This window comes from Rhodopseudomonas sp. G2_2311 (genome assembly GCF_047501505.1).
In the GTDB taxonomy this organism is placed as follows: domain Bacteria; phylum Pseudomonadota; class Alphaproteobacteria; order Rhizobiales; family Xanthobacteraceae; genus Rhodopseudomonas; species Rhodopseudomonas palustris_H.
In genome coordinates this window covers 325,263-343,343 of record NZ_JAZDRK010000003.1, presented here as the reverse complement: position 1 = coordinate 343,343, position 18,081 = coordinate 325,263, and the positions used below count along the sequence as shown (strand labels likewise).

Below are 18,081 nucleotides of genomic sequence, written 5' to 3'. Positions count from 1 at the left end.
TAAAGCCCGACCGGTTAGGGACGGCTCACTTCTTGACAGCCCGGCACCCCGCCGTCTCGGCTTCCTTGACGCTGCAGAACCAGCGCTTACTCGGGCCCATCTTCAGCTTCGCGTACAGTTGACTGCCTGGCTGCTGGTACGTGCATTGGCCGCCCTTGGCGATAGTGCCTTTGATGGCGCATTCCGGCGACGGCGCTTCGGCAACTGAGGCTGCGCCGCGCAGGATTTCCAGGGCGCTGCTCGGCACATTGGCAGCCCCGACGATGGTGGTCTTCTGGTTTCGATTCCGCCAATCCGACGGCATGATGAACGCGCCTGACCACAGGCCGGATTGCGCGTCCCGGGCGATGACCTCGGAGGCCTCATAGGTGCTTGCCGAGCGGACGAGCGAGACGGCCCAGCCGGAGCGTACCATCCACTCTTCAACGCTCTCCGCATTCACCGCGCAGCTTCCGAGTGACCTGCCGTATTTGTCATGACCCGCGACCTGGCAGGTCCATGGCTTGTCACCGAAGCGCTTGGCGAGTTCATCGCGTGCGGCAAGGCCGCAGGTCCAGCCGGTGCCCTTCTCATCGACGCACAGTTGGTCGGTTTCCGGCGCGTCGATCCCCTGTAGCCGAATCTTCGTGCCGCTGATCTCGACCGTGTTGCCGTCGATCACCAGCGCCATCCCGGCGATCTCGATCGGCTCCTCGCCGGGCAGACAGACATACTGGGTGCCACGCATGCCGAGACACCGGGCTGAGCCGAGGGTGAAGTCGATCTTCACGCCGAGATCGCGCGGCTTGCCGTAGGGGCCGCGGTCGTTGACCCGAATGCTGCAGCTTCGGCCGTTCGCCGGATTGGTGACCACGACGGTGGTGCCGAGCGGATATTCGTGGGAGGCGGCGGTCAAGCCGTCATGTTTCATTGGCTCGCCGCTGCTCGTCCGCGAACCGATCGTATACAGCGACGCCAGGACCTCTTTACCCGCACCGCACTTGCCTGTCTTATGCACAAAGCGGTGCACGGTGTCCCAACCCCGTGCATACGCCCCACTGGAGGCGAGCGCGATCGCGGCTGCGGCCGCCATGCCGATCGTCATTTTCGAGAAGAATCGCATTCCAACCCATTGCCTCCGATGGCGCGACTTAGCATAGGCGCCCGGCGATTGAAGCCGCGGCACCCGATCAGGAGCCATGCCACCTCTGCTGCCGGGCGCCAAACGGCCTTGCCCGCGCCAGTGCCCGGGCAGAATTCGCCGCCCTTCTGGGCGAAAATTGGATCGAGGGGGCAGCGACCTCTCCGCACCGCGGACGGGACCACGTGAACGGAGTTAGGCACCTCGCGGATCCGAGCCGCCGCACAAGTTGGCAATATCCACGATACCACTACATCGACGTCGCGCGAGGTCGACCTTTGAACGTTCGCTGCGAACGATGCAACGCCCGCCGCCCTCGACCACTGCCGCACAGCTTATGCAGCACTAAATCCAGGTTGCTACCGCTTTCTTCGACATCACCGAACACTAAGCGCCGCGCTAGAACTGCGAGGGTTATGAAACGTGTCAACAAGCAAGCAACTTGGCAATACACCACACCACTCAACCATGAGTTGTGGCACCACGCTAGTGGCTGGCGCGCGCCGCTGATCGACACCACCACGAGTTCACCGGAGACCGGCAACGGATGCCGATCACTTCGCTTCCGCCGTTTCGTCGCACGCGACCAGCGACTAGCGACCTCGCTACATGCCCCTTCTAAGCAAGCACCAGCGACCGACCCAAATACCACACACATCCCTTCAAGCTGCGTACACCCTTCCGGCGAGCATGAAAGACCTCGTCAGAGCTTCTTCCGACAGGATCGAAATTGAGCTACCCGCCACGCCGACGCCCACTTTTCCTACCAGACGACCTATCTAACTTCCCTCTTTGCGCCGTCTTACAGATTTGATAGCATTAAAGTTATTCTAGACAATGGCCACAGCAACAGACCCTCACTGTCACGCGACCGTTATTTATAGCGACACATCAGAGATATAACTCAACAACAACACCACTCTCCATTGTTGTTCTCTACTTTAGTGCCCTCAGTGCCCCCTGACGCAGACGCAACTAACATTCCGATCAATTCCGCCGCCAGACCGGATTACCTGAGCGCTCCAATCATGAACACCGTTGTTTCGAACATTCAGATTTTAAGAGCAGTCGCCGCCCAATCAGTCGCGACCTATCATTTGCAACCGATGATCAACGCCAGCTTCGGAACCGATCTGAAGCTGCCCGTCGGAGCCATGGGCGTGGACATCTTCTTTGTCATTTCTGGCTTCATCATGTTTTATACCAACCACCGCAGCGATCGGACGGCGACCGAGTTTCTCGCCAACCGATTCATACGGATCGCACCTCTATATTGGCTAGCGACGGGATGCATCGCAGTATTGTTCGTTCTCGGCTTTCACCCAAACGGACTGCACCACCTCACGCCCGAGATATTCATCCGCTCTTTGATGTTCATCCGCAGCGATTTTCCGGACGGACGAACAGATCTAGTCCTCTCGCTCGGATGGACTCTGATCTATGAACTCTTCTTCTACACACTCTTTGCGACCACTCTCGCAGTCTCTTCAACCACCTTCCGTCTACTGATTATCACCACCCTCCTCTCGGTAGCCGTAACCACGCGATTTGCATTTACGCTATTTTCAGAACCCCCACCTCTTCTTTGCAGTACAATTCTCTTTGAATTCTGGTTCGGATGCGCCTTAGCGAGCCTTTACCTTATGTGGAAGCCCATGCGATCGCGATCGATGCTTATCGTCGCCACGGGGACATTGGTACTCGGTATCGCCCTTTCGATACAGGGCGCCGCCTTCCACCAGGAACGTCTTGACGAATGGCGAGTTGTCTATTTTGGTATACCGGCGCTTCTGATCGTGAGCGCAGCACTTCTGTATGAACGAATTGGTCTCCGTGGAACAAATCGCATCGCACTTCTCTTAGGCGCCGCAAGCTATTCGCTATACCTTTTCCACCCTATTCTTCTGCAATCCACCGTCAAAATAACAGCACGCTTGCTGCCTTCAAATTCCGATCTATCCCCAATTCTTGCCGCTCTATCAGCTTCTGCCGTCGCCATTGCAGCCAGCATCCTTATCTACCTACAGATAGAGAAACGGATTTTACGAGCCGGCCACAATTTCACTAAGAAATTGAATCGCAACCGAGTAGTCACTTCTGGCATTGATAACACTAAGCTGCATGCTCAGATATCTACAGCCGCCAGCACCACGATCTCGCGCCTCACCGACCTGGAATTACAGGTCACGTCCTCCGGCTACAGCTTGAACAATACAGAACACAGTAGCGACACTACGCGCACATAAGGCCAGCCTCAGGGAACACGTCACCGGACTGCCTCTCCTCACCGACAGTTCGCCAGGCATGGAAAGCACGACAATCAACGCGCTCGGGTACGAGCCATGTCGTCCAGCCCCTGGAGTACTGTATACGCAGGCGTAAAGCCATACCGACGCGCTTCGTCGGTCAAATAGCGTGCAGTTCCGGAGTACGCATTGTAAGATTCATCAATGAACATGACTCCCTTGAAATTGATCGCCAGGGAGACGCTCGGCACCGCGCGAGTGATTTTCCGCAGCCCTCGCAAGAAATGCCGCCGCACGTCCCATTTCCACTTTGGAATATCGACACGCTCTAAGCTCACCCCGGAAAAGACGCGCGCAATCAAAGAAAAGTACTCATTAAAACGCACCAGATCAGCCCCATTCACAATCATCGTGGATAATTGAGGGAGCGACGCTTGCAGAAGGTCACTGCAAAATCGGGCCACGTCTTTGACGTAGACGAGATTGGCAATACCATCTCCATTTCGGACTAGATATTTCAGATTTCCACGCTGGAGAGCGTCCATATAGCGCTCCGTCCATTCCTGGCCGCCATTTCCATAGACTAGGGTCGGACGCAGAACGACAATGTTCAATCCGGCTTCGGCTTTGGCGCCGCATACGGATTCTGCTGCCGATTTGTCGATACCATAACTGTTGACTGGGGATACCGCGCGGGTTTCTTCTTTGACCTCACCAGTGGCGCTTCCATAAACGGCGATGGAGCTGAAATGGATAAGCGTCCTCACCCCCGCGCGCTTGGCTCCATCAATGATATCGCCCATGATCCTCCGGTTTTGGGCCTCGCCGGGCGGAAACCGAGCACAATTAACGATCGCATCGCACCCCTGGAAAGCGACGGCGATTCCCTCCGGATCAGTGAGCTCGATCGAACGATATCTAATCCAAGCCCCCGATGACACCTTCGGCTGTGCCCGCCCCGAAGGAATTACTTCGAAACGAGGGTCGTTCTGCAGCTGTTCAACTATTGCAGATCCGATGAAGCCGCTCGCACCGATCACCAGCACTCTTATCAATAGCAACTCCTGTCGATTAGGCCCGACCTATCGGCTGGAACTATCACTATTTCGGAGCAACTCCCCCAGCCTCGTAGCGAGAGCCACGATCGTCACCATCGGATTGGCATGTCCTCCAATCGGGAACACCGATGCGCCCGCCATGTAGACGTTATCGAGACCAAAGACCTTACAATTCCTGTCGACCACGCCATCCTCAGCTCGGTCCGCCATACGGGTGGCTCCGATGAAATGAAGATTGGACTGCAGATCATTCTGCTCAAAAGGTAGTCCACGAGCAAGCCATTCACTCCGCCGAAGCGCACCTAATCCCGCCAACTTCAATTCTTGATCGAGAAACTCGGCAAACATTCTTGCTGTACGAAGCTCCAATTCACCAAGCTTCCAATCGACAACACATTTCCGCATGCCGACGGAATCCATCTCTGAAGCCAAGGTAATTCGACTGTCGGGCCGCGGGACCTGCTCCAGGTCGATAACCGCACGAATAATCGGCTTCTTATGGATCACCTCCCGACCTAAAATCCAGCGACGAATGACGTTCATGCCAACGGAATGAATACCGAAGGTGACAGTTAGAACGTCATTGAGAAATCGTCGATCGAATGTACGCCCCCTAATTGCTTCACGTACTCGGCGCCCAGCCTTCCATATGCTGTAATCGTCTGCCTCGTAGTACAGACAAAGGCTTGCATTAAGCAATTTGTGCATTCTCTGCGCTTGTTCAGTCAAGGCAAGACCAACTTCGTATTGGACCGGTACGTACTTTGGTCTCATAAAATTGTTGAACGTCTTTTGTAGTCGCAGCGCCTGCTCTTCGCTAGCTTCCACAACACCAATGATTCCCCTTGGATGTTGGGCGAAGCACCGCCCGATCTGCCCATGCGGGTTAGCGTTTTTCAACAGCTGGTCGGGCATGTTGAGCAATATTCGAGGGTTTTCGATGCCGCTGCAGGCGACGACAAATTCCTTGGAAACCACCCGCGTCGAGCGACCATCCAGCGTTGTGAATATTGCCTCCTGGATCGATCTATCCCCGGGGGCCCCGATCAACTTTACCAAATTGGCGTGCAGGAGGACTTTGACGGTGTTCGCCGACTTCAGCTCATGGAGATATGCCGAGCCGAATTTAAACGACGCTCGATAACCGAGCGTAAGCCAGTTCCAAAGGGACCGATTGGGGTCGGGTGGCGCAACCCGCCAGACAAATGGACTGAGGTTCCCCGCCTCCAGAAGCGGTAATGTTAACTGCAGGACGTCCTTGACATCAGATAACTCCTTCCATTCCTCGTGGAAATTGCATGTTCTGATGGCTCTTTCATAGTAGGGTGTGAGTTCATCGTATGAAATGGGCCAGCCAGATCGGGGTATCCAGTCGCGACACTCGAAGTCCATCGGGTCGAGCCGTGCACAGCGTCCGCCCCACATGATAGACGAGCCTCCAAGCACCCGGTATCGTCCAACCGTTAGTTCAACCGGATGCCCAACACTGACGCCTTCGTACAACGAGAGAGCTTTTCGATCTTGCTTGAGCCCACCTGACTCTGCAAGAATGACAGTCTTCCCGCAATCGATCAATTCGCGAGCGATCGTGATCCCGGCGGGCCCTCCTCCGATAATGCAGATGTCGGAACGAAACTCAGCAGTCCGATCAGCGCTTCGACTCAGGTCAATCAACATGGCCTAATCGCCCTTAGAGATTCTGGTTCACGTCGAGATTTTCGTTAGCATCAGCAGAACTCAGATCCACCAAATAATTGATCATGTAATTCGATAATTAGTTCCTAGATCTTTTGAGATCGAGCAATCATTAGTCTATCGCAGCTGGCTTCCCGCTTCATATGGATTGCGTAAACATATACCCGAGCGACACAATGCCCCCGTTAGACCATTTGCCTTCATTCGCGACTGGTTCTAACCGATCAACGCTTCTCGCTGAGCCGCCGCGTTCTAGGTCGTCTTGTGCGAACGATCTCCACTGCAATTACCTACCCGAGACAGTCAGGACGTCCCCGTGAGTCTCGCGAATATTATCAGTTTACGGTATTTCTCCACCATCACTGGCTGACTCTAAACACCCGACACTGCTTCAAATAAAGACTGATATCGAGGACTTTGGATCCTCATGTCGGCCAGGTCGATTCGCACCTTCTGGTTCGCGCAAAGTGGATAGCGACGCGGGTACAATTTTGTGCAGCGCGGCAGCCACTTGCGCTTGGATCTTCCTAGTGGGAGCGTCAAAATTGTAGGGCTGTGAATGTGACGTCTCGGAGCGACGTGGCACAAGTGTAAGGAACGTCGATGCGTTCCGAACCGTCGTGCATATTCCTTCGGCTACTGTGCGTCAGGCCCAGTGATCGAGCCGGCGCAATTCGGCTCGATCCATCGTGCTTTCCGCGTCCGGCGGTCTTAGTAGCCGAGTGCCACGCCGTCCTTGCGGTGATCGGAAGCGCCGAGCAGGACGCCGCGCGCGCGATCGATGCGGATCGCCTGGCAGCCTCCGATCGCTTCCTCGGTCCAGCGCACGGTGTGGCCACGGCGCTGCATCTCGTCGTGGATGTCCTGGCCGATCGTGGTCTCGAGCGACAGCGCGCCGTCGAAGCAGAAACTGCGCGGGCGCTCGGCCGCAGCCTGGATGTCGAGACCGAAGTCCAACACGTTGGAGATGAAGTTGGCGTGCCCCGCTGCCTGATAGTGGCCGCCCATCACACCGAACGGCATCACCGCCTGATCGTCCTGCATCAGCATGCCGGGAATGATCGTGTGCATCGGCCGCTTGCTGGGCGCGAGCGAGTTGGGATGGCCGGGCTTGGCGCGGAAGCTCCAGCCGCGATTGTGCAGCAGCACGCCCGAATTCGGCGCGTAGATGCCGCTGCCGAACGGCGAGAAGATCGAGTTGATCAGCGACACCGCGTTGAGATCGCGGTCGACCACGGTGACATAGACCGTGTCACGATGTTCGGTGTCGAGCCACGGCTGCGCCTCACCGGCGCGATCCATCCTGATGCTCTGTCGGATCTTGCCGATCACGGCGTCCGACAAGAACCGCGCGGGCTCGAGCGGAGTGATTGCCGGATCGCAGAAATACGCATCACGGATCGCATAAGCCGCCTTGGTCGCCTCTGCGAGCAGATGAATCCGGTCGGCGTCGTTCAGCTTGCCGACGTCGAAGCCTTCGAGCACACGCAGGATCATCAGCGCCGCGAGCCCCTGCCCGTTCGGCGGACATTCCATCACGGTGAAGCCGCGATAATGGGCCGAGATCGGCGTCACATGCTCGCAGCGATGCGCCGCAAAATCATCCATGCTGTGCGCACCGCCGAGCTTCCGCAACACCGCGACAATCTCTTCGGCAACTTCGCCCTCATAGAACCCGGCCCGCCCCTCGCGTGCGATCTTGCGCAGCGTCGCGCCGAGACGCGGCTGGGCGCGAACATCGCCAATCTCAGGCACGCGTCCGCCGGGCAGAAACTGCGCCGCGGCGTTCGGGTCGATCTCGACGCGCGCGCGAAACCGGCGCCAGTCGGAAGCAACGCGCGGCGTGACGCAGAAGCCCTGCTCCGCGGCTTCGATCGCCGGCGCCAGCACGTCTGCCAGCGGCAGGCTGCCGTGGCGTTCGATCAACGTACACCACGCATCGATCGCGCCCGGAATGGTGACGGCCTCGGGCGAGGTCGGTGGAATGTCCCGGGCCTCGCCGCCTGCATACTTCTCCGCATCAGTACCGGCCGGGGTGCGGCCGGAGCCGTTCAGCGCGATCGGCCGGCCACCGCCCAGCGAGACCAGCGCGAAGCAATCACCACCGATGCCGGTCATCTGCGGCTCGACCACACCCTGGATCGCGACCGCGGCCACAGCGGCGTCGATCGCATTGCCGCCGCGGCGCAAAATGTCGATCGCCGCCAGGGTCGCGCGCGGATGCGACGTCGCCGCCATGCCGTTCTGTGCGACCGCGAGCGAGCGGCCGGTCTTGTGAAAATCGCGCATGCTTGGTTCCCTGTTGGATTCCTGATCGCAGTTTTGTCTGCCAGCAAGCTCCGCTGCCCGCAGACACACGCGCGATTATGCCGTCATCACGTCCAGCGCCGCCGCCGCCTCGGGGCCCGCGAACAGGCTACGACCTGGAATGGCGTCCAGCAGCGCCCGAGTGTAGGGGTGCTGCGGCGAGGTGAACACCGATTTGGTATCACCCTGCTCGACGATTTCGCCGCGGCGCATCACCACGATGCGGTCGGCGATCTCCGCCGCGACCCGCAAATCGTGGGTGATGAACAGCATTGCGAGGTTCATTTCCTCACGCAGTTCCGCCAGCAGGTCGAGGATTTGCGCCTGCACCGACACGTCGAGTGCCGACACCGCCTCGTCGGCAACCAGCACCATCGGCTTCAGCGCCAGGGCGCGCGCAATGCAGATGCGCTGGCGCTGCCCCCCGGAGAACTCGTGCGGATAGCGCCCGGCGGCGCTGGCCTCGAGGCCGACCCGCGCCAGCAGACGCTTGGCGTCGGCCATCGCCTCGGCGGGCGGCACGCCATAGGCCATCGGACCACGCGCAATCGCGTCGCCGACCTTCTGGCGAGGATCGAGCGCCGCAAACGGATCTTGAAACACGATCTGCACCTTGCGGCGCATCGCCCGAAGCTGTTCGCCGCGAAGCTGCAGGAAATCTGCACCGGCGAATTCGATCGCCCCGGTGTCAGGCTCGATCAGGCGCATGATGATGCGGCCGAGCGTCGATTTGCCGGAGCCGGACTCGCCAACGACCGCGACGGTCTCGCGCGGCCGCAGACTGAGCGCGACGTCGCGCACCGCCACCACGGTGCGATCCGGCCGGAACATCCCCTGCCCGGTCACGAACGTCTTGTTCAGTCCATGCGCGTCGAGCAGCGGCTCGCCCTCGATGCCGCGATCGCCGGCTGCGGCCGGACGCGAGCCCGGCACCGCGGCGATCAGCGCCTTGGTGTAGTCGTCCTTCGGCCGCCGCAGCACCTCGTCGACCGTGCCCTGCTCGACCACGCGACCATTGCGCATTACCACGACGCGGTCCGCGATATCGGCGACCACGCCGAAGTCATGGGTGATGAACAACACGCCCATGCCACGCTCGGCCTGCAGCCGCCGGATCAGTGCGAGGATCTGCTTCTGCGTGGTGACGTCGAGCGCGGTGGTCGGCTCGTCGGCCAGCAGCAGCGCCGGATTGTTGGCCATCGCCATCGCGATCATCACCCGCTGGCGCTGGCCACCGGAGAGCTGGAACGGATAGCTGCGCACCAGAGTTGCGGGGTCCGGCAGGCCGACCGCGGCGATCAGTTCCAGCACCCGTGCATCGAGCTCGGCGCGGCTCGGCCGCGGCGCGGCATGAACCAGGATCGCCTCGGCAATCTGATGACCGACCCGCGCCAGCGGATTGAGCGCGCTCAGCGGCTCCTGAAAGATCATCGAGATCGCGCCGCCGCGCAGACGACGCATCGTGTCCTCGTCCGCATGGGCGAGATCATCGCCGCAGAACCGGACGGCGCCGCCGCCGATCTCCAGACTCGGCGGCAGCAGCTGTAGCACTGCATGCGCGGTGATCGACTTGCCGGAGCCGGACTCCCCGACCAGACAGACGATCTCATTGCGCCGGACGCTCAGCGATACGTCCGAGACGGCGTGGCTGCGATCGCCGCCATGCGGCAGCTCGACCGACAGATGCTCGACGGACAGCAGGATATCGTCGCTCATGCGTTGCGCACCTTTCGCGCGATGCGCGGGTTGAGCATGTCGTTGAGGCCTTCGCCGACCAGATTGATCGCCAGCACGGTGAGCAGGATGGCGATGCCGGGAAACACGCTCATCCACCACGCCTGACGGATCACCGTGCGCGAGGCGCCGATCATCAGGCCCCACGACATCAGGTTGGGATCGCCGAGCCCCATGAAGCTCAGCGCACTCTCGATCAGGATCGCGGTGGCGATCGTCAGCGAGCCGGTGACGATGATCGGCGAGATCGCGTTGGGCAGGATGTGACGCAGCGCCACGATCAACGGTGCCTGTCCCTGACAGACAGCCGCCTGCACGAACTCGCGGCCGCGCAGCCGCATGAATTCGGCCCGCGTCAGCCGGGCCAGCGGCGGCCAGCTCACCGCGCCGATCGAGATGATGACGTTGGTCAGCGTCGGTCCGATCGTCGCCACCAGCAGGATGGCGAGAATAAAGCCGGGGATGGTCTGGAACAGCTCGGTCAGCCGCATCATGAAATCATCGACCCGGCCGCCGAAATAGCCGGCGATCGCGCCGATCGTGACGCCGATGCACAGCGCCGCGAGCGTCGAGGCAACGCCGATCGTCAGCGACACCCGCGCGCCGTAGGCAATGCCCGCCGCGACGTTGCGTCCGAGCATGTCCGAGCCAAGCGGCAGTCCCTCGCTGGCCGGCGGCTGGAACGGCGCCGCCACCATCTCCCACGGATCGTCCGGAAACAGCATCGGCGCACAGATCGCCAGGATCACCACGGCGATCAGAATGATCAGCCCGATCACTCCGGTCGGGTGGCGCAGGAACGTCTTCAGCCTTTCCATCGCAACCTCCGCTTAGGCCGCTGCACGCAAGGAGACGCGCGGATCGACGATCCGGTAGATCGCGTCAGTGATCAGATTCAGCGAGATCACGATCACCGACATCACCAGGAAGATGCCGAGCATCAGCGGATAGTCCCGCTGCAGCACCGCATCGAAGGTGAGCCGGCCAAGACCCGGCCAGGCGAACACGGTCTCGATCACCACCGCGCCGCCGACCAGCGTGCCGGCCTGCATGCCGGCGACGGTGACGACCGGCAGCACAGCATTGCGCAGCATGTGGCGAACGATGATCTGGCCGCGCTTGAGCCCCTTGGCGCGCGCCGTCTTGATGAAATCCTGGTGGGCGACGTCGATCACCGCGGAGCGCATCAACCGCGCATAGATCGCCAGATGCACGGCGCCGAGCGAGACCACCGGCAGCACGAGGTGCGCGGCAATGTCCCGGATCCGTTCGAACGGCGTCATCTGCACGCCGATGGTGACGTAGCCGAACGCCGGCAGCCAATCGAGGTGCACCGAGAACAGCAGCACCAGCATCAGGCCAAGCCAGAACACCGGCATCGCATAGAGGAACAGCGACACCACGGTCAGCGCCGTGTCCGACCATTTGCCGGCGCGGACGCCGGCGAGTGTGCCGAGCGAAACGCCGACCGCGAGCGACAGCAGGAACGCACTGCAGGTGAGCAGCAGCGTCGCCGGCAGGCGCTCGGCGATCAGCGACAGCACGGTCCGCTGCTGCCGGTAGGAATAGCCGAGGTCCAGCGTCACGATCCGTTTCAGGTAGATCGCGAGCTGCACCGGATACGGCTGATCGAGGCCGTATTCGGCACGCAGCTTGGTCAGCATCTGCTCGTCGGCTGCCCCGCTCTGCCCGGCCATCACCTGCGCGGGGTCACCGGGCGCCGCATGCACCAGCATGAAGTTGAAGGTGGCGATCACCAGGACCACCGCCACGAAGCGGACCGCCCAGCGGACGACCGCCAAAGCGATCGCCACACCGCGGCTGCTGCCGATCGACTGCGCCAGCGCCATCATCCGAACGAAACCGTCCCGAAGGTGTCGTGCACGCCGATCGCCGACGTCACCACGTTCTTCAGCCGCTTGTCCATGAAGTTCGGGTATTCGATCTCGAGCAGCCAGGCGACCGGCACCTCCTCGACCATGATCTTCTGCAACGCGCTGTAGTGCTCCTGGCGCTTGTCGTCGGAGGTCGCGGTCGCGGCTTCCTCGAACAGCCGGTCGACTTCCGGATTGGAATAGCCGCAGGTGTTGGAGAACAGGATGCCCTTGCGGATATTCGACGAGACATAGCTCCGCGACACGCCGAGCGCCGGATCGCCGAACTGATAGACCGTCGTCGTGGTCATCGAGAAGTCCCAGTTGCTGAACTTCTCGGCCCAGCCGCCGACATCGATGCCTTGCAACTGCAGATCGATGCCGACTCGGGCCAGCGACTGCCGCAGGAATTCGGCGGTGCGCTGATGGGTTTCACCATAGGGCGACACCATGAAGGGAATCGTCACGCGCTTGCCGTCGGGACCAGGCTTCAGCCCCATTTCGTCGAGCAACGCCTTCGCCTTCTCGGGCGAGAAGTCGTAGGCCTTGACGTTCTTCTCGTAGAACTTGGTCTTCGACGACACCGGGCCGGTGGCGACCTTGCCGAGGCCGAAATAGATCCTGTTCAGCAGCGCCTTGCGGTCGATCGCATACATCACCGCCTGGCGGAACCGCTTGTCGTTCATCGGCGCGATGCGGTTGTTGATCTCCAGCCAGGTATGCGGCGCGAAGAACTCGTAGCCCTTGGTGGTCATGGTCAGATGCGGTAGCTTCGACAGCCGCGGCACCTCGAACAGTTCGACGTCGGTCCACTGCGTGAGCTGGACCGTCCCCTGCTCCAGCGCCACCGAGCGCGAAGCGGAATCCGGGATCACCCGATAGATGATCTCGTCGAGGAACGGCTCGCCCGGACGATAGTAACCCTCGTGCTTGACCAGATGGACGTGCGAACCGCGCACCCATTCCTTCAGCTTGAACGGGCCCGAGCCGATCGCCTTCGCGTTGGCCGGGTTCTTGCGATAATCAGTGCCGTCATAGATGTGTTTCGGCACGATCGGCGCCGTGGTGCAGTCGAACGCGGTGAGGAACGGCGCGAACGGCTTCTTCAAGGTGAAGACCACCGTGAGCGGGTCCGGCGCTTCGGCCTTATCGATACGCGAGAAGGTGTTGCGCGCCCGCGCGTGGTTCTCCATCAGAATCTTCGTCACCGAGAACACCACGTCTTCCGACGTCAGCGGCGTGCCGTCGTGGAAGGTGATGTTGGGGAACAGCTTGAACGTGTAGGTCAGCTTGTCGGGCGACACTTCCCAGGACTGCGCCAGACCCGGCAGCGGCTTGAGATCGAAATCGTAGCGCAGCAGGCTCTCGTAGATCTTGCCGCCCAGCGTCAGCGTCGGCTGCTGCTGGTTGAGCGCGGTGACCAGGATCGGCGGCTCCGGCTGAATGATGGTGTTGAGCGTGCCGCCGCGGGTTTGTCCCACAGCCCGCGTGATGCCGAGCGGGATGCCGCCGATGCCGAGCGCGCCGGCCATCAGGCCGAGTTTGGCGAATTCACGTCTGTTCATGCTAGCCCCCGCGTTACGAGATGTTGGACTGGTCGGTCGTTCAGGACGTTGATGATTGCGGCGAAGGTGGTCCGTGCATCAGACCATCACCTCGATGAGATACGGACCACGCCGCGCGAGCGCCGCATCGAGCGCACGCGAAAATTCCGACAGCGTGGTCGCGCGGCTGGCCTCGACACCGAGGCCTTGCGACATCTTGGTCCAGTCGAGTTCGGGCTGGTCGAGCTGCAGCATCCGCTGCGCATTGCGGCCCGGTGTCTGCGCGCCAACCTTGCTCATCTCGCCCCACAACGTGGCGTAGGAGCGGTTCGAGAACACGATGGTGACGACGTCGAGATTTTCGCGGGCATGGGTCCAGAGCCCCTGCACCGTGTACATGCCGCTACCGTCGGCCTGCAGGTTGATCACCTTGCGACCCGGGCACGCCACCGCGGCGCCGGCCGCCATCGGAATGCCGATCCCGATCGCGCCGCCGGTGATCTGCAGGTAATCGTGCGGCGCCGCGTCATACGAATAGTCGAAGAAGCCAGATGAGGTCAGCGCCTCATCGCAGACAATCGCTTGGTCCGGCAGCCGCGCGGCAACCAGGCGATTGACCATGTCGACGGTGAGAGCGGCATTGGCCCCCGCCGTCGGCGCCGGAACGGCGAACGGCGCAATCGCAACCGGTTCGTTCGGTGCATTGACTTCGTCGGCGAGCCATTCCAGCGCCTGCACCAGATCCTGATCGGGCCCGGCGAGCTGGACGATCTCACAATTCGGCGGCGCCAGCCGGCCCGGCCGGTTCGGATAGGCGAAGAAAGACACCGGCTCCTTGGCGCCGATCAGCACCACCATGTCGGCGCCGCGCAGCATCTCGAGACCGATCTCGTGGGTCATCGGCAGCTTGGCGATTGGCGCCCGGCCGCAGCCGCGCGCGATCCGGCCATTGGCGCCCTGCGCGTAGATCTCCACACCGGCGCTGCGGCGGATGTTGTCGGCGATCCGGAGCGGGCGCTCGCGCAGCGCGCCGCCGGAGAGCATCAGCACCACCTTGCGTTTGGTACGGATCGCGGCGCCGATGCGCACCACCGTCTCCTGCACCAGCGGCGTCTGCGCCAGACGTTTGCCGCGCACCGGCGGCGAACGATAGCTGTGCTCATTCCACGCCATGTCGGCGGGCAGGATCAGCGTCGAGATGCCGGGCGCCATGCTCTGCGACCACGCGTCCGCGACGTCCTGATCGATCCGCACCGGATCGGCGATCCGCTTGACCCATCGCGACATCGGCCGCGCCAACGAGTCGATGTCGCTGGTCAGCGGTGCATCGAGCGGCAAATGCTCGACCGCGTGATCGCCAACGATGTTGATCATCGGCGAATGCGCGCGTCGCGCGTTGTGCATGTTCGCGAGGCCGTTGGCGAGGCCGGGGCCGAGATGCAGCAGCGTCACGGCCGGCCGGTCGGTCATCCGCGCGTAGCCATCGGCGGCGCCGGTGACGACGCCTTCGAACAGCCCGAGGATACACTTCATCCGCGGCTGCCGGTCGAGCGCCGCCACGAAATGCATCTCCGACGTGCCGGGATTGGCGAAGCAGACGTCGACCTCGTGCGCCAGCAGCGCATCACAGAGCCGATCCGCTCCCGTCATCGATTGCACGGCGGACGCCGCCGGAGCCGCGACTGTCATCACAGCTTCCTCAGCCCGCACCACTCGGCAACGAACAGCGCGATGCTCAGCGTCGTCTTGCGCAGGCTTTCCAGGTCGATGCGCTCATCGAACGCGTGCGGTCCCTGGCCGTAGGGACCGTAGCACAGCGCCGGAATGCCGTAGTCGACCGAGTAGTAGCGGGTATCGTTGACCGCCGTCGACAGCCGCGCGTCGAGCGGCGCGTTGAACGCAGCCTTGTGCGCAGCTATGAGAACGTCTTCCGCCGCCCCGCCCGGCTCGCACACCGCCGGATCCGCCTGGAAGCCGCTCCAGATCAATTCGGCCGGGTTCTCGGACAGGAAGCTGTCGGTCGCCTGCGCATCGGCGAGACACTTCTCGATGCCGCGCATCGCCTCCTGCGGCGTATCGCCGGTGAGCAGGCCGAGCCGGCAGTCGAGCTCGCACCAGGCAGCGGTCGAGCTCGCCCAATCGCCGCCCTTGATGATGCCGACGTTGAATTTGATCGGGTTCTTGACCTGGCCGAACCACGGATCGCGCACCGCCTGGGCATTCAGCTCCTTGGTGTATTCTTCGAAGGCGCGGATCAGATGCATCGCCGACAGGATCGCGCTGGTGCCGGTCTCGGAGTAAGCGACGTGCACCGGCGTGCCGCGCACGCGCAACCGGAACCAGACTGCGCCGACCTGGGCGCGCGTCAGGGTGTGGCCGGTCGGTTCAGGGATCAGGCAGGCGTCGGCCCGATAACCGCGCATCAGCGTCGACAACGCGCCGTTGCCGGTGCTCTCCTCTTCGGTCACCGTCTGCACATGGACACGCGCGTCGGGTGCGTAGCCGGCGGTGCGGATCGCATCGAGTGCGAAGATCATCGCCGACACGCCGCCCTTCATGTCCTGCGCACCGCGGCCGATCATCCAGCCGTCACGGACCGTCGCCGCATAGGGCGGATCGCTCCACAGATCGACCGGGCCTTCCGGCACCACGTCGATATGGCCCTGCAGGATCAGGCTGCGGCCTTTGCCGTCGTAATCCGGAGTAGCGACGACCTGCATCGAGCCTGCGGGATCAATCGTGTCCATCGGCGCCGCCTTGGGATGGCTGGCGATATCGACGTCGGCGAGACTGAAGGTGTCGACCTTGTAGCCACGATCGGCGAACTGCTGCGCCAGCCACGCCTGCTGCGGCGCCTCTTCGCCGCGCACGCTGCGGAACTGCACCATGCGCTGGAGAAACGCGACCTGGTCGTCGAAATTGCGATCGACCGCTGCCCGCAAGCTTTCTGTGATCGCATCCGATTTGGTCAATGTCTCAGTCGCCACGTCTCGGTCTCCCCTGGATCTGATAGTTGTCGTTACGCAGACGGCAGCATCAGCGATCGAGACCGCCGAGCAGGATGTATTTGGTCTCGACGTATTCCTCGATGCCGTGGCGCGAACCTTCGCGGCCGAGGCCGGACTGTTTGACGCCACCGAACGGCACCACGTCGGCGCCGAGCAGCGCCGAGTTGACGCCGACCATGCCGGACTCCAGTGCCTCGGCGACGCGGAACACGCGTCCGAGGTCGCGCGCGTAGAAGTAGGACGCCAAGCCGAACGGCGAGTCGTTCGCCTGTGCGATGACATCGGCTTCGTCTTTGAAGCGATACACCGGCGCGACCGGGCCGAAGGTCTCTTCGCGCGTGATCAGCATCGCGGTGGTGACGCCGGCGAGCACGGTCGGCTCAAAGAAGGTGCGCCCGAGCGCGTGCCGCTTGCCGCCAAGCACGACCTTGGCCCCCTTGGCGACCGCGTCGGACACATGACGCTCCACCTTGGCGATCGCCTCGGCGGTGATCAGCGGCCCCTGGGTCACGCCAGCGTCGACACCGTTACCGACTTGCAGCGTCGCCACCTTTGCGGTGAGCTTCTCGACGAACGCGTCGTAGATCCCATCCTGGGCGTAGATGCGGTTGGCGCAGACGCAGGTCTGCCCCATGTTGCGGAACTTCGAGGCGATCACGCCTTCGACCGCAGCATCGAGATCGGCATCGTCGAACACGATGAACGGCGCGTTGCCGCCGAGCTCGAGCGCGACCTTCTTCACAGTCGAGGCGGCCTGACGCATCAGGATCTTACCGACCTCGGTCGAGCCGGTGAAGCTGATCGCCCGCACCGTCGGGTGCTCGGTCCAAGCCTTGCCGATCGCCGGCGCATCGCCGGTGATGATGTTGAGCACGCCCGGCGGAAACCCGGCGCGCTGCGCCAGCACGCCGAGCGCCAGTGCGGTGAGCGGCGTTTCAGGCGCCGGCTTGATCACCACGGTGCAGCCGGCGGCGAGCGCCGGCGCGACCTTGCGGGTGATCATCGCGGCCGGGAAATTCCACGGCGTGATCGCAGCGACGACACCGACCGGCTGGCGGATCACCATCGTGCGGGCATCGGCGCGGTGCGACGGAATCGTCTCGCCGTAGATGCGCCGCGCCTCCTCGGCGTAAAATTCGACGAACGAGGCCGCGTAGTCGATTTCACCGAGTGCTTCGGCGAGCGGCTTGCCCTGCTCGCGCGTCAGCAGCAGCGCCAGATCGTCGCGATTGGCGATGATCTGGTCGAACCACGCGCGCAGCATCGTGGCGCGCTGCTTGGCGAGCAGCTTCGACCACTGCCGGAACGCGATGTCGGCGGCGCGCACCGCCTCCTCGGCCTCGTCGGTGCCGAAGCGCGGCACTGCGCCGATGCGCTCACCGGTCGCCGGATTGAACACGGCATCGACCGGCTCACCACACCACTTGCCGCCAATAAGGCAGCGCTCGGCCAGCAGGCCGGGATCACTCGGCATCAGCATCTCGATCATTCCCGT

The 18,081-nt window shown here is 62.2% G+C and carries 12 protein-coding genes; 1 reads left to right on the top strand and 11 read right to left on the bottom strand.

What is annotated here, in order from left to right; genetic code table 11:
- Positions 1 to 25: 25 nt before the first annotated feature.
- Entirely contained in the window at positions 26 to 1,084 is a 1,059-nt protein-coding gene (locus VRZ08_RS07015; protein ID WP_414532090.1) for a thermonuclease family protein, read from the bottom strand.
- Between the two features lie 1,064 nt (positions 1,085 to 2,148).
- Here VRZ08_RS07015 and VRZ08_RS07010 point away from each other — a divergent pair.
- The gene (locus VRZ08_RS07010; RefSeq protein WP_414532089.1) at positions 2,149 to 3,366 is read left to right on the top strand and encodes an acyltransferase family protein; all 1,218 of its coding nucleotides are present in this window, start codon (positions 2,149 to 2,151) and stop codon (positions 3,364 to 3,366) included.
- Positions 3,367 to 3,440: 74 nt separating this feature from the next.
- Here the strand turns inward: VRZ08_RS07010 and VRZ08_RS07005 are convergent, their stop codons facing one another.
- The 10 genes from VRZ08_RS07005 to VRZ08_RS06960 all read right to left on the bottom strand — a co-directional run bounded on the left by VRZ08_RS07005 (position 3,441) and on the right by VRZ08_RS06960 (position 18,066).
- Positions 3,441 to 4,406 (bottom strand): NAD-dependent epimerase/dehydratase family protein, encoded by a 966-nt coding sequence (locus tag VRZ08_RS07005; RefSeq protein WP_414532183.1) that lies wholly within the window; start codon positions 4,404 to 4,406, stop codon positions 3,441 to 3,443.
- Positions 4,407 to 4,448: 42 nt separating this feature from the next.
- Positions 4,449 to 6,101: a GMC oxidoreductase gene (locus VRZ08_RS07000; protein ID WP_414532088.1), complete on the bottom strand. Its 1,653-nt coding sequence runs from the start codon at positions 6,099 to 6,101 to the stop codon at positions 4,449 to 4,451.
- Positions 6,102 to 6,830: 729 nt separating this feature from the next.
- Positions 6,831 to 8,408 carry a gamma-glutamyltransferase gene (gene ggt / locus VRZ08_RS06995; protein WP_414532087.1) on the bottom strand — a complete coding sequence of 526 codons (1,578 nt, stop codon included), beginning with the start codon at positions 8,406 to 8,408 and terminating at the stop codon, positions 6,831 to 6,833.
- 75 nt (positions 8,409 to 8,483) lie between these two features.
- Positions 8,484 to 10,142 carry an ABC transporter ATP-binding protein gene (locus VRZ08_RS06990; RefSeq protein ID WP_414532086.1) on the bottom strand — a complete coding sequence of 553 codons (1,659 nt, stop codon included), beginning with the start codon at positions 10,140 to 10,142 and terminating at the stop codon, positions 8,484 to 8,486.
- Positions 10,139 to 10,978 (bottom strand): ABC transporter permease, encoded by an 840-nt coding sequence (locus VRZ08_RS06985; RefSeq protein WP_107344251.1) that lies wholly within the window; start codon positions 10,976 to 10,978, stop codon positions 10,139 to 10,141. Before VRZ08_RS06985 ends, VRZ08_RS06990 begins: the two co-directional genes overlap by 4 nt.
- 12 nt (positions 10,979 to 10,990) lie before the next feature.
- Positions 10,991 to 12,013: an ABC transporter permease gene (locus VRZ08_RS06980; protein WP_414532085.1), complete on the bottom strand. Its 1,023-nt coding sequence runs from the start codon at positions 12,011 to 12,013 to the stop codon at positions 10,991 to 10,993.
- Positions 12,010 to 13,599: an ABC transporter substrate-binding protein gene (locus VRZ08_RS06975; RefSeq protein WP_414532084.1), complete on the bottom strand. Its 1,590-nt coding sequence runs from the start codon at positions 13,597 to 13,599 to the stop codon at positions 12,010 to 12,012. The genes VRZ08_RS06980 and VRZ08_RS06975 overlap by 4 nt, the downstream gene beginning before the upstream one ends.
- Positions 13,600 to 13,677: 78 nt before the next feature.
- Positions 13,678 to 15,267 carry an acetolactate synthase large subunit gene (locus VRZ08_RS06970; protein ID WP_414532083.1) on the bottom strand — a complete coding sequence of 530 codons (1,590 nt, stop codon included), beginning with the start codon at positions 15,265 to 15,267 and terminating at the stop codon, positions 13,678 to 13,680.
- Positions 15,267 to 16,565 carry an ArgE/DapE family deacylase gene (locus tag VRZ08_RS06965; protein WP_414532082.1) on the bottom strand — a complete coding sequence of 433 codons (1,299 nt, stop codon included), beginning with the start codon at positions 16,563 to 16,565 and terminating at the stop codon, positions 15,267 to 15,269. The genes VRZ08_RS06970 and VRZ08_RS06965 overlap by 1 nt, the downstream gene beginning before the upstream one ends.
- Positions 16,566 to 16,614: 49 nt before the next feature.
- The gene (locus VRZ08_RS06960; RefSeq protein ID WP_414532182.1) at positions 16,615 to 18,066 is read right to left on the bottom strand and encodes an NAD-dependent succinate-semialdehyde dehydrogenase; all 1,452 of its coding nucleotides are present in this window, start codon (positions 18,064 to 18,066) and stop codon (positions 16,615 to 16,617) included.
- Between the last annotated feature and the right edge of the window lie 15 nt (positions 18,067 to 18,081).